At 73.3% G+C, this 12,003-nt stretch carries 11 protein-coding genes; 10 read left to right on the forward strand and 1 reads right to left on the reverse strand.

The window, feature by feature from the left end; genetic code table 11:
* The first annotated feature begins 687 nt into the window (after window positions 1-687).
* From LCD35_RS02295 to LCD35_RS02325, 7 genes are all read left to right on the forward strand, one after another.
* The gene (locus LCD35_RS02295; RefSeq protein WP_224962018.1) at window positions 688-1,434 is read left to right on the forward strand and encodes a phosphoglyceromutase; all 747 of its coding nucleotides are present in this window, start codon (window positions 688-690) and stop codon (window positions 1,432-1,434) included.
* Between the two features lie 276 nt (window positions 1,435-1,710).
* Window positions 1,711-3,003, forward strand: a complete 1,293-nt coding sequence (locus LCD35_RS02300) for a cell wall metabolism sensor histidine kinase WalK (protein WP_224966641.1) — start codon at window positions 1,711-1,713, stop codon at window positions 3,001-3,003.
* Complete coding sequence (locus tag LCD35_RS02305) at window positions 3,000-3,680, forward strand: response regulator transcription factor (RefSeq protein ID WP_224962022.1); 681 nt, start codon at window positions 3,000-3,002, stop codon at window positions 3,678-3,680. Before LCD35_RS02300 ends, LCD35_RS02305 begins: the two co-directional genes overlap by 4 nt.
* A 233-nt stretch (window positions 3,681-3,913) precedes the next feature.
* Window positions 3,914-4,972, forward strand: a complete 1,059-nt coding sequence (locus LCD35_RS02310; protein ID WP_224962024.1) for a Ppx/GppA phosphatase family protein — start codon at window positions 3,914-3,916, stop codon at window positions 4,970-4,972.
* A complete protein-coding gene (locus tag LCD35_RS02315; protein WP_224978383.1) occupies window positions 4,969-6,261 on the forward strand; it encodes a hypothetical protein in 1,293 nt (430 codons plus the stop codon). Before LCD35_RS02310 ends, LCD35_RS02315 begins: the two co-directional genes overlap by 4 nt.
* 70 nt (window positions 6,262-6,331) lie before the next feature.
* Window positions 6,332-7,201 carry a sugar phosphate isomerase/epimerase gene (locus tag LCD35_RS02320; protein WP_224962027.1) on the forward strand — a complete coding sequence of 290 codons (870 nt, stop codon included), beginning with the start codon at window positions 6,332-6,334 and terminating at the stop codon, window positions 7,199-7,201.
* 111 nt (window positions 7,202-7,312) lie between these two features.
* Complete coding sequence (locus tag LCD35_RS02325; RefSeq protein WP_224962029.1) at window positions 7,313-8,101, forward strand: thioesterase family protein; 789 nt, start codon at window positions 7,313-7,315, stop codon at window positions 8,099-8,101.
* A 443-nt stretch (window positions 8,102-8,544) separates the two neighbouring features.
* Here LCD35_RS02325 and LCD35_RS02330 read toward each other — a convergent pair whose 3' ends face one another.
* On the reverse strand, window positions 8,545-10,167 hold the full coding sequence (locus tag LCD35_RS02330) for a long-chain fatty acid--CoA ligase (protein ID WP_225043643.1): 1,623 nt from the start codon (window positions 10,165-10,167) through the stop codon (window positions 8,545-8,547).
* A gap of 127 nt (window positions 10,168-10,294) precedes the next feature.
* On the opposite strand from LCD35_RS02330, the gene proC reads away from it, so the two are divergent.
* From proC to LCD35_RS02345, 3 genes are all read left to right on the forward strand, one after another.
* Entirely contained in the window at window positions 10,295-11,104 is an 810-nt protein-coding gene (gene proC / locus LCD35_RS02335) for a pyrroline-5-carboxylate reductase (RefSeq protein ID WP_225043644.1), read from the forward strand.
* Between the two features lie 162 nt (window positions 11,105-11,266).
* Window positions 11,267-11,491 (forward strand): helix-turn-helix domain-containing protein, encoded by a 225-nt coding sequence (locus LCD35_RS02340; RefSeq protein ID WP_224962037.1) that lies wholly within the window; start codon window positions 11,267-11,269, stop codon window positions 11,489-11,491.
* 202 nt (window positions 11,492-11,693) lie between these two features.
* Window positions 11,694-11,795: a 30S ribosomal protein bS22 gene (locus LCD35_RS02345; protein ID WP_003402602.1), complete on the forward strand. Its 102-nt coding sequence runs from the start codon at window positions 11,694-11,696 to the stop codon at window positions 11,793-11,795.
* Window positions 11,796-12,003: the final 208 nt, after the last annotated feature.

A 12,003-nucleotide genomic window follows, 5' to 3' on the forward strand; every position in this document is an offset into this window, starting at 1 on the left:
GGGCACCCGGGGCCCGGCGGGGCGTGGTCCGACGGGGGAGACGGGCCACGCTCTTCTGTTCGCTCTCGCGGGATCGGGGAGTGCGTGGGAGCCGATCAGCGAGAGCAGTGCCAACTTCGCAGAGTCACGCACTGGCCACAAGTCCGAGTTCCTACTCCATACGAGTGATCTTACTCACCGAAGGTAACGCTTCGGCTTATTCAGTGCGGTATGGCCGCCTCGAATGTGAGCGGCGACACTTTCGTGTCACAACGGCACGGTGAATCCATAACCGTCGAGTGACGGCCACAACCGATCTGCGGGCTCACTGCCAGCGGCTGCCGTCCCCTGAAGATCATCACTCGATACGGTGGCGCACTGCTCTGAGTGATCGATTTCGGGGTGACATCCGGCCGGTTCGACCGAAAAAACCTCACGTTCGATGAAGGTGCGTCCCGGGGCGGAGCAACGCGGATCAACCCGTTCGGACCAACGCGGGCTGCTCCGGCCCGTTCCCCGGCCGACGGCCCGCCGCGCGGGCGACCGGAGGGCTCCGACGGCCCGGCGGGGCGCGGGAGCCCGTCGCTCGACGACTCCGGCGGCATGCGGGGCCGCGCCGTTCGGCGACCATGGCGCGCGACCGCGGTCCCCGGGGCGAGCGCGGCGGCGGTGGCACGGCCCGCCCGCTCCCTGGCATAGCCTGAGCCCATGACCATCGGGACTCTGGTACTGCTGCGACACGGCGAAAGCACCTGGAACGCCGAGAACCTGTTCACCGGCTGGGTCGACGTCCCCCTCTCCGAGAAGGGCACGACCGAGGCCCGCCGCGGCGGCGAGCTGCTGCGCGAGACCGGGGTGCTGCCCGACGTGCTGCACACCTCGCTGCTGCGCCGCGCCATCACCACCGCCAACATCGCGCTGGACGTCGCCGACCGGCACTGGATCCCGGTGCGGCGCGACTGGCGGCTCAACGAGCGGCACTACGGCGCGCTCCAGGGCAAGAACAAGAAGCAGACCCTGGACGAGTACGGCGAGGAGCAGTTCATGCTCTGGCGCCGCTCCTACGACACCCCGCCGCCGGAGATCGACCCGGGCGACGAGTTCAGCCAGGAAGGCGACGCGCGGTACGCCGATCTCGGCGCCGAGATGCCGCGCACCGAGTGCCTCCAGGACGTGGTGACCCGGCTGCTGCCGTACTGGGAGAGCGCGATCGTGCCGGACCTGCGCGCCGGGCGGACGGTGCTGGTGGCCGCGCACGGCAACTCGCTGCGCGCGCTGGTGAAGCACCTGGACGGGATCTCCGACGCGGACATCGCGGGGCTGAACATCCCGACGGGCATCCCGCTGCGCTACGACCTGGACGAGCAGCTGCGGCCGACGAACCCGGGCGGGACCTACCTGGACCCGGACGCCGCGGCCTCGGCCGCCGCCGCGGTCGCGAACCAGGGCCGCTGAGCTCCGGCGGTGATCGCCCCGCGCGTTCGGTGGCGGGGCGATCACCAGCCGTGTTCGCACCTCGAGCAGTTGTTCCGGGCGACACCTGAACGAAGGTGTCGCCCGCGTTGCGTCCGCTCCCCGTTCACGGAACCGGTGGCGGAACGCAGCGCAGCTGAACCGGGTTCCACTTTCGAGTGAATCAGGGGTGAAGAACGCCCCGATTCATGTCGCGGGCATCACGGATCGCGCTCGCGGGCTGGTCCAGCACGGGCTCTCCCTGCTTACGATGCCAACGTGACCGCATTGGGCTATACCGCCCTGATCATCGGCCTGCTGGCGATCGGCGTGGCGGCCGGCTACCTGGCCGCCCGGACGGCGCGGGTTCGCGAACGGCGCAGGCCCGCTGGGCCGACCGTCGCCGAACTGCTGCAACGGCTCGTGCACACCACCAACAACGGCATCGTCGTGCTCAACCGGTTCGGCGACGTGGTGCTGCACAACCCGCGCGCCGACGAGCTCGGCTTCGTCCGGGACAAGCGGGCCGACGCCCGCGCCCGCGCGGCGGCCGAGCAGGCGCTGGAGACCGGCGAACCCGTGACCGTGGACCTGTCCCCGCTGAACCGCACCTCGCTGCGCGGCCGCGGTCCGGCGGCGGTGCACGGCGAGGTCCGGCCGCTCGGCGACGGGTTCACCGTCGTCGACGCCGGGGACGAATCCGACGCGGTGCGGCTGGAAGCGACCCGCCGGGACTTCGTCGCCAACGTCTCCCACGAGCTCAAGACCCCGGTCGGGGCGCTCGCGCTGCTGGCCGAGGCGGTGATCGACGCCGCCGACGACGCCGACGAGGTGCGCCGGTTCTCCACCAAGATCCTGCACGAGTCGACCCGGCTGGGAACCCTCGTCTCCGAGCTCATCGCGCTGTCCCGGTTGCAGGGCGCCGAACGCCTGCCGGAGCTGACCACCGTCGAGGTCGACGCCGTCGTCGAGGAGGCGCTGGGCCGCTCCCGGATCGCCGCCGAGTCCGCGGGCATCGAGATCGCCGTCGACGAGCCCAGCGACCTGCTGCTCGACGGGGACCGGACGCTGCTGGTGACCGCGCTGAGCAACCTCATCGACAACGCGGTGGCCTACTCGCCGCCGGGGTCGCCGGTCTCCATCAGCCGCCGGATGGTCGGCGACTTCGTGGAGATCGCGGTGACCGACCGCGGCATCGGCATCGACCCGCAGCACCAGCAGCGGGTGTTCGAGCGGTTCTTCCGCGTGGACCCGGCGCGCTCCCGGGCCACCGGGGGCACCGGGCTCGGGCTGGCCATCGTCAAGCACGTCGCCGCCAACCACGGCGGCGAGGTGAAGCTGTGGAGCAGGCTCGGCACCGGCTCCACCTTCACCCTCCGGGTCCCCCGGCACGGGGCCGACCCGGAGGGCGCCGGGGAGCAGGGCGCGGCACCGGCCGCGGAGCCCACCGGCTCCGAGCCGTCCGGTGGCCAGGCCCGGCCGGGCGCGGCCGAACGGGGCCGGGCGGAGACCCGGCCCGAGACCGATAGTGCGGACGGGGTCGCAACCGTCGAAACGGGAGGAGTCCGGTGACCAGGGTGCTGATCGTGGAGGACGAGGAGTCCTTCGCAGACCCGTTGGCGTTCCTGCTGCGCAAGGAGGGTTTCACCGCCGCGGTCGCGACGACCGGGCAGGAGGCGCTCGAGGAGTTCGACCGCAACGGCGCCGACATCGTGCTGCTGGACCTGATGCTGCCCGGCATGAGCGGCACCGACGTGTGCAAGCAGCTGCGGCAGCGCTCCGCCGTGCCGGTGATCATGGTGACGGCGCGGGACAGCGAGATCGACAAGGTGGTCGGGCTGGAGCTCGGCGCCGACGACTACGTCACCAAGCCGTACTCGGCCCGCGAGCTCATCGCCCGGGTCCGCGCGGTGCTGCGCCGCGGCGGCGAGGCCGAGGACCTGCAGCCGCAGGTGCTGGAGGCCGGTCCGGTCCGGATGGACGTGGAGCGGCACGTGGTGACCGTCGGCGGCGAGGAGACCAGCCTGCCGCTCAAGGAGTTCGACCTGCTGGAGTACCTGCTGCGCAACGTGGGCCGGGTGCTGACCCGCGGCCAGCTGATCGACCGGGTGTGGGGCGCCGACTACGTCGGGGACACCAAGACGCTCGACGTCCACGTGAAGCGGCTGCGCTCCAAGCTGGAGCCGGACCCGGCGGAACCGCAGTTCCTGGTGACCGTCCGCGGTCTGGGCTACAAGTTCGAGGTGTGATCCGCCCCGCGCGCCCGCTCGCCGCCGAACGCGCGGGCGGGCGCGCGTCCCCGCGGCCGGGCGCCCGCCCGCACCTGCGCGAACGCCGGTCCGGTGCGGGTGGCCGGGCGCGTGGTGACCGCGCGCCGCTGCCGACGCGAACCGGGCGGAACTCCCAGCACGTCCGGGTTCGGGCGTATTCCCGGCCCCCACCCGCCTCGGGGGCGCGGTTGCGGCCGGTAACGTTGTCGGTCATGCGCCTAGGGGTGCTCGACGTCGGATCCAACACCGTCCACCTGCTCGTGGTGGACGCGCACCGTGGTGCCCATCCGACCCCGATGACATCGGAGAAGACCGTGCTGCGGCTGGCGGAGCGGATCGGTGCCGACGGGCGCCTCGCCGACGCCGACGCCGACGAGCTCGTCGCCAACGTCGCGCAGGTGAAGCAGGCCGCCGAGCAGGCGGGGTGCGAGGACCTGATGGCGTTCTCGACCTCCGCGATCCGCGAAGCCCACAACTCCGCCGAGGTGCTCGCCCGCGTGCGGGACGAGACGGGCGTGGAGCTGCGCGTGCTCAGCGGTGAGCAGGAGGCGCGGCTGACGTTCCTCGCCGCCCGCCGCTGGTGCGGCTGGTCCGCGGGCCGGTTGCTGCTGCTGGACATCGGCGGCGGCTCGCTGGAGATGGCGATCGGCATCGACGAGCAGCCCGACCTGGCGGCGTCGTTGCCGCTGGGCGCGGGCCGGCTGACCCGGACCCGGTTGCCGCAGGACCCGCCGACGCAGCGCCAGGTGGCGGAGATGCGGGACTGGCTGGACGACCAGCTGGCGGCGACGGCGAAGCGGTTCCGCAAGAGCGGCAGCCCCGACCGCGCCGTCGCCACCTCGAAGACGTTCCGCTCGCTGGCCCGGCTGACCGGCGCCGCACCGGCCTCCGCGGGTCCGCGCGTGCCGCGCAGCCTCACCGAGACGGGGCTGCGGCAGCTGCTGGCGTTCATCACCAGGATGTCGGCGGCCGACCTGGCCACGCTCGACGGGGTCAGCAGCGCGCGCTCGCACCAGCTGATCAGCGGTGCGCTCGTCGCGGAGGCGGTGATGCGCGCGCTGGGGGTGGCGGAACTGGACATCTGCCCGTGGGCGCTGCGGGAAGGAGTCATCCTCCGGCGGCTGGACCACGCCAACGGAGAGGACCACACTGCGATGCGGACCCGCGCCGAGTTCGGGTCGTTCGACGCGGAGCGGGCCTCCGCGAACGGGTCAGACGTGGATCGGGGAACTGGACGGCAAGCCCACTACGGGGCACGGTGGAATCGATGAGTCGGGACAGCGGGTCCGAGCACCCGAGCCAGCGCACCGTCGCCGAGCTGCTCGCCGAGTACGGCGGCGGCTCGCAGCGCAGCGCGCACAGGCGACGCAGGCGAGCCGAGGACCCGAGCGAGACCGCCCCGCAGGCGATCATCCAGCGGGTGCTCTCGGACAGCGGCACGATGCGCGCGATCAAGCCGGAGGAGGCCGAGGAGGCCGGTTCCGGCCAGCCCGAGGGCGGCGCACCGCAGGCGCCCGGCCGGGCCGCTCCGCAGCCGCAGGGCACCGGGCCGCAGCCCGCGGTACCGCCCGCCGGGCCACCGGCACCGCCCGCGGCGCCGCAGCAGTTCTCCGGGCCGCCCCCGGCCGGGCCGCCGCCCGGCCCGCCGCGCCCGCAGGCTCCTGCCGCGCAGGCACCCGCTCCGCAGGCTCCTGCCGCGCAGGCTCCTGCCGCGCAGGCACCCGCTCCGGCACCGCAGGCTCCGCCCGTCGAGGACGAGCAGACCGCCGACCCGGACCAGGGCTCCGGTTTCTGGGCCCGCCGCTTCGCCGCGGCCGGGGCACCGCCGCGCGCGACCCCGCCGCCGGACGCGCCCGATGCGGGACCGTCCGACGCGGAGATGACCGTGCAGCAGCCCGCGCTGGGGCCGGTCCCGGCAGCCGGGCCGCACGAGCAGCCGACCCGATCGGTGCCGCTGGAAGGCGCCACCGAGCAGCTGCCGCGGGTGGAGGCGGAGGCCAAGAGCGCCGGTGCGGACGGCACCGCGATGCTCGCCTACCCGCCCGCGGACGCCGCCCCGGCGCGCGGCGACGACCCGTACGACTTCGACGACTACGAGGACTACGACTCGGGCACCGCCTACGCGTCCCCGGCGAACTACGACGACTACGCCGAGGACGCCGAGGCCACCCGGTACCGCGAGGACGGCTACGACGCCGACGACGAGTTCGACGAGTACGACGAGGCGCTCCCCGCCGGGCTCGACGCGGACGACTACCGCGCCGACGCCGACGACGACGAGGAGGAGTCGGAGCCGACCACCGGCAAGGAGTGGCTGGTGCTCGCCCTGCAGGGCGGCGCGGGCCTGGTGTGCGGTGGCGCGGTGTGGTTCGCGTTCCGCTGGCTGTGGACGGCGATCCCGATCGCGGCGCTGGTCGCCGCGCTGGCGATCACCGGCGCGCTGGTGTTCATCGCGCGGAAGTTCTTGCGCACCGACGACTTGCAGACGATCCTGCTCGCGGTGCTGGTCGGCCTGATCTGCACCGTGTCGCCCGCCGCACTGCTGCTGATCGGGCAGTGAGACCGGGTTCGCCGCGCGGATCCCGAGCCGCGTGGAGGATCCGGTGGGGCGCGAGACGCTGGGGCAGCACATGACACCGCAACCGAACACGGCGGAGACCGAGCACCACCCCGACATCCCGGTCGGGCTCTCCAGCGCATCGGTGTGGCCCCAGCCGGCCCGGGCCGCGTTCGAGATGGCCGCGGACCTGGGCTTCGACGGGGTCGAGGTGATGGTGTGGGCGGACGCGGTGAGCCAGGACGTCGCCGCGCTGCACCGGCTGTCCCGGGAGCACGGGGTGCCGATCCTGGCGGTGCACTCGCCGTGCCTGCTCATCACCCAGCGGGTGTGGTCGCCGGAGCCGGAGGAGCGGCTGCGCCGGGCCGTGGTGGCCGCCGCGGACCTGGGTGCGTCGACGGTGGTGGTGCACCCCCCGTTCCGCTGGCAGCGCCGGTACGCGGAGGGCTTCTCGGAGCTCGTCGGCTCGTTGGAGGAGACCAGCGGGATCCAGGTCGCGGTGGAGAACATGTTCCCGATCCGCCCGCCGAACCGGCTGAACCGGCTGCGCGGCGGGAAGTCCGGCGGTCTGTCCGCGTTCACGCCGTCGCCGGACCCGACGGAGGTCGGCTACGGCAGCTACACGCTGGACCTGTCGCACGCGGCCGCGGCGCACGTGGACGCGATCGAGCTGTACAAGCGGATGCAGGACCGGCTGGCGCACGTGCACCTCGCCGACGGGACCGGGGCTCCCCGTGACGAACATCTCGTGCCGGGCCACGGCTCGCAGCCGTGCGCGGAGGTCTGCGAGCTGCTGGCGGCGGACGGCTTCGCCGGATCGGTGGTGCTGGAGGTGAACAGCCGCAAGGCGCGCAACCAGCAGGAACGGGCCGCGTTGCTGGCGGAGGCGCTGGTGTTCGCGCGGTTGCACCTGCAGGCGCCGGGTCGGCCGCGGGCCGGGTGAGCCCGGCCCCCACCCGATGATCAACTTCGGGGCGGGAACGTAGGATCATGGCATGAGTACGATTCGCGCCTCGCTCGCTCAGGAGCGACGCCGGCACTGCGCGGGTCGCGCGTGAACGACACCCCCTTCCTCGACACCCTCGCCGTCCGCCCGCTGGGCGACGGCACCTTCGTCGCCGACCTGCACCCGGACTGGTCCGTCGGGGACCGCCCGCACGGCGGCTACCTGCTGGCGCTGCTCAGCCGCGCCGCCGTCGGTGACGGGCAGCTGGAACCGCTGTCGGTCAGCGCGCAGTACCTGAACTCGCCGAAGGTGGGCCCGGTGCTGCTGCGGACCGAGCTGCTCAAGGCAGGGCGGACCGTCACCGTCGTCCGCGCCGTGCTGGAGCAGGCCGGGCAGCGGTGCGTGGACGCCACCATCACCCTCGGCCAGGTGCCCGACGAGCCGCCCAGCTGGTCGGACCTGCCGGACATGCCGGTGAACCCGCCCGCCGACGCGATCGACCTGGGCAGCACGGACGCGTCCTGGCCGGGTGGCCTGGCCAAGGCCTGCGACATGCGGCTCGACCCGCGCGGCGCCGGGTTCCTCCGCGGCAGCACCGAGGAGCCGCTGCGGCTGCGGTTGTGGGCGCGCCCGCACCAGGGGCAGCCGGACCTGCTGTTCGGGCTCGTCGCGGGCGACCTCACCATGCCGGTCACCTTCAACCTGGGCCGCTTCGGCTGGTCCCCGACGGTGCAGCTGACGGCGCTGCTGCGGGCCCGGCCCGCGAACGGCTGGCTGCGGCTGGTCGTGGAGTCCAAGGCCGTGCACGGGCAGTGGTTCGACGAGGACACCCTCGTCATCGACTCCACCGGCCGGCTGGTGTGCCAGGCCCGGCAGCTGGCGCTGAGCGCGCGGTAGCGGTTCCCGATCCCGGGCGGGCCGGTGCGGCTCGCCCGGTTCGGCCGGTGCGCGGGGTTAGGGTGGCGGCGGCTCCGGCCGCGATCGCCGCCGAGGGCCCGATCACCGCCGACACCAGGGAGACCGCCGTGCCGTCCGTGCGCATCCACCCCATCCAGCTCGACTTCGAGCACTCCGGCGGCGGCCAGGTGTGCAAGCTGTGCGGCGCCCGGGAGCAGTGGAGCGCGGCGGCGCAGCCGACGGTGCAGGGCCCGGCCTACGACCGCTCCCTGCACCTGTCCCACCTGGTCCGCGAACACCTCGACCAGGTGCAGGACACCTTCTCCCACGCGGAACGCGCCAAGGAACAGCGGATCGACGATTCCGCGGCCGACGACGAGGACTCGTGGCGCGGGGGGCGGGGGGGGGGGGGGGGCGCCCCCCGCCCCCCCCCCCCCCCCGCGTCAGGCCTGTTCGAGGTCGAGGGCCCCGTCGGCGTGCTGCTTGCGGAGCCGCTTCTTGTCGTACTTGCCGACGCTGGTCTTCGGCGCCTCGGCCAGGAACGTCCAGTGCTCCGGAAGCTGCCACTTCGCGACCCGGTCGGACAGGAACGCGCGCAGCTCCGCCGCGTCGGCCGACGCGCCCTCGTGCAGCACCACGGCCGCGAGCGGGCGCTCGTCCCACTTCGGGTCCGGCACGCCGACGACCATCGCCTCGGCCACCGCCGGGTGCGCCACCAGGTGGTTCTCCAGCTCCACCGTCGAGATCCACTCGCCGCCGGACTTGATGACGTCCTTGGCGCGGTCGGTGAGCCGCAGGAAACCGTCCGCGGACAGGGTGCCGACGTCCTCGGTGCGCAGCCAGCCGTCGTGGAACTTCTCCACGTCCTCGCCGCCGTGGTACGAGGACGTGACCCACGGGCCGCGCACCTCCAGCTCGCCGACGCTCGTGCCGTCCCACGGCAGCTCCCGGCCGTCGTCGCCGATCAGCCGTGCCTCCACCGCCGCCGCCAACCGGCCCTGCGACTCCCGGTACGGCCACTGCGACTCGCCGACCGCCGAGGAGGGCGGGCGGGCCACGCTGCCCAGCGGGGACGTCTCGGTCATGCCCCACGCGTGCAGCACCGGGATGCCGTAGCGCTCCTGGAACGTCCGCATCAGCGCGGGCGGGGGGGGCGAGCCGCCCACCACGACCTCGCGCAGCGAGGAGATGTCCTTGGGGTGCGATTCCAGGTGCTGCAGCAGGCCCTGCCAGATCGTCGGCACCGCGGCCGCCATCGTCGGGCGCAGCGAGGAGATCATCGCGGCCAGCGGCTCGGCCTGCAGGAACCGGTCCGGCATGATCAGCGAGGCGCCGGACATCAGCGCCGCGTACGGCAGGCCCCAGGACATGGCGTGGAACATCGGGACGACCGCCAGGCCGCGGTCCGCCTGCGCCAGCGCCATCCCGTCCGACATGCACACCTGCATCGAGTGCAGCCAGATCGAGCGGTGCGAGTAGACGACGCCCTTCGGGTTCCCCGTGGTGCCGGACGTGTAGCACATCGCCGCCGCGGCGCGTTCGTCCTGCTCCGGCCACTCGAAGACCTCCGGGCGGCCGCGCAGCAGCTCCTCGTAGCCGTGCACCTGGACGCCGTCCGGGGCCGCCAGCGCCGCCGGGTCCCCGCCGCTGACCACGACGTGGCGCACCGTGCTCATCGCGGGCAGCACCTTCTGGAACAGCGGCAGCAGGCTCGCGTCCACGACGACGACGTGGTCCTCGGCGTGGTCGGCGATGTAGCTGACCTGCTCCGGGAACAACCGGATGTTCAGCGTGTGCAGCACCGCGCCCATCGCGGGCGCCGCCAGGTACACCTCGAGGTGCTCGGCGTTGTTCCACATGAACGTGGCGACGCGCTGGTCATCGGTGACGCCGAGGGAACGCAGCCCGTGCGCGAGCTGGGCCGCGCGCCTGCCGACCTCGGCGTAGCTGCGGCGGCGCGGCTCGTCCCCGGTCCAGGTCACCACCTCCGAAGCACCGTGTACCCGGCTGCCGTGCTCGAGGATCCTGGCGATCGACAGCGGGCCGTCGTGCATCGTGCTCAGCATCGGGATCGGACCTCCTCGTCCGCGCGCTCGGCGCTCCGCAACATCGATGTCGTGGTTGCCGACACACTAACCGCGCAGGTGGCGCCTGGGGAGGGTCCTGCGCGGACGTTCTGGCACCCTGTTCCGCATGAATTCGATTGCCGTACTGGGCGCGGGCAAGATCGGCGAGTCGCTGCTGGCGGGGCTCCTGCAGGCGGGGCGGAACGCGGATGAGCTGATGTTCACCGAGCGCCACCCGGAACGGGCCGCGCAGCTGACCGCGGAGTACGGCATCGAGCACGTGGACGTCGCCACCGCGGTGCGCCGCGCCGACGTGCTCGTGGTGGCGGTGAAGCCGCAGGACATCGAGCCGCTGCTGGACCAGGTCGCGCCGCTGCTGGACGCGGCGACGCTGGTGGTCTCGCTGTGCGCCGGCCTGCCCACCAAGCTCTACGAGCGCAGGCTCGCCGAAGGAACCCCGGTGGTGCGGGTGATGCCGAACACCCCGATGGTCGTCGGCGAGGCGATGAGCGCCATCTCCACCGGATCGCACGCGGGCGACGAGCACCTGGCCGTGGTGGAGGAACTGCTCAGCAGCGTCGGCAAGGTCGTCCGGGTCCCCGAGACCCAGCAGGACGCGGTGACCGCGCTGTCCGGTTCCGGGCCCGCCTACTTCTTCTACCTGGTCGAAGCGATGATCGACGCGGGCATCCTGCTCGGCATCCCGCGGGCCACCGCCGCCGACCTGATCGTGCAAGCCGCGGTGGGCGCCGCGACGATGCTGCGCGACGGCTCGGAGGGCCACCCGACGATCCTGCGCGAGGCCGTGACCTCGCCCGCCGGGACCACCATCGCGGGCATCCGCGAGCTGGAGAAGCACGGCGTGCGGGCCGCGCTCATCGACGCCATCGAGGCCGCCAGGGACCGTTCGGTGGAACTGGGCCGCGCGCACGACTAGACCCCCGGTTCCCCCGCGCTGACAGGCGGAAACCGCTGAACCCGGGACGTTCGCGCATCGCAGGGATCCCAACCGTCCCGCTACTCTCGACGGAGCACGTGCGTGTGGAGTCCGTCGGAGGGGAAGCCGACGGCGCGCGCGAGCCGAAGGACTCGGTGAAGCATGTCTGCGAACTCGGAACCCAGCCAGCAAGCACCCCCGCAGGTGGGGAACGTGCAATTCCTCACCGTGGCCGAAGTGGCCAGGTTGATGCGGGTGTCGAAGATGACCGTCTACCGGCTGGTGCACGCCGGTGAGCTCCCCGCGGCACGCGTGGGGCGCTCCTTCCGCGTGGCGGAGAACGACGTGCACTCCTACCTGGAGAACGCCTACTACAACGCGGGATGAGCGCCGTCGTCCCCCGGGCGCGGCGGCGCCCGTCCGGGGGTGCCGGGCCGCCCTGACGGACCACTCCGTCAGGGGGTGACCGGTGGGCGGGTAGGCTGCGGGATCGATCGTGCCTGCTGCCGGTGCTCCCACCGGCGGTGCGCCAGGGGCAGCACCGGCACGAGAAGACGTTCGTACCAACGCCGACAGCGAAGGATTCCGCATGGGCTCGGTCATCAAGAAGCGCCGCAAGCGCATGTCCAAGAAGAAGCACCGCAAGCTTCTGCGCAGGACCCGCGTCCAGCGTCGCAAGTTGGGCAAGTAAGGGATCTGCCGGACTCCGGCCCGCGCCCACGCGGTGCGAGATCGGGAGTCTCGGATCTCGCGCCTTCGCCGCCGCCCCCCCCATAGGGGGGGCGGCGGGGGGGGGTGCCCCCCCCCCCCCCCCGGCCCCGGGGGGGGGTGAAACCCCCCCACCCACCCCCCCCCCAACCCCCCCCCGGGGGGGGCCCGGGGGGGGGCGCCCCCCGCCG

The sequence above is a fragment of the Saccharopolyspora sp. 6V genome (assembly GCF_020176785.1).
In the GTDB taxonomy this organism is placed as follows: domain Bacteria; phylum Actinomycetota; class Actinomycetes; order Mycobacteriales; family Pseudonocardiaceae; genus Saccharopolyspora_C; species Saccharopolyspora_C gregorii.

Bases quoted from the DNA above. Each gene is read 5' to 3' on its own strand.
- LCD35_RS02310 (WP_224962024.1), top strand. From the start codon at position 3,914: ATGCGCCTAGGGGTGCTCGACGTCGGATCCAACACCGTCCACCTGCTC.
- LCD35_RS02320 (WP_224962027.1), top strand. From the start codon at position 6,332: ATGACACCGCAACCGAACACGGCGGAGACCGAGCACCACCCCGACATC.
- LCD35_RS02340 (WP_224962037.1), top strand. From the start codon at position 11,267: ATGTCTGCGAACTCGGAACCCAGCCAGCAAGCACCCCCGCAGGTGGGG.
- LCD35_RS02315 (WP_224978383.1), top strand. From the start codon at position 4,969: ATGAGTCGGGACAGCGGGTCCGAGCACCCGAGCCAGCGCACCGTCGCC.
- LCD35_RS02330 (WP_225043643.1), bottom strand. From the start codon at position 10,167: ATGCTGAGCACGATGCACGACGGCCCGCTGTCGATCGCCAGGATCCTC.
- proC (WP_225043644.1), top strand. From the start codon at position 10,295: ATGAATTCGATTGCCGTACTGGGCGCGGGCAAGATCGGCGAGTCGCTG.
- LCD35_RS02295 (WP_224962018.1), top strand. From the start codon at position 688: ATGACCATCGGGACTCTGGTACTGCTGCGACACGGCGAAAGCACCTGG.
- LCD35_RS02345 (WP_003402602.1), top strand. From the start codon at position 11,694: ATGGGCTCGGTCATCAAGAAGCGCCGCAAGCGCATGTCCAAGAAGAAG.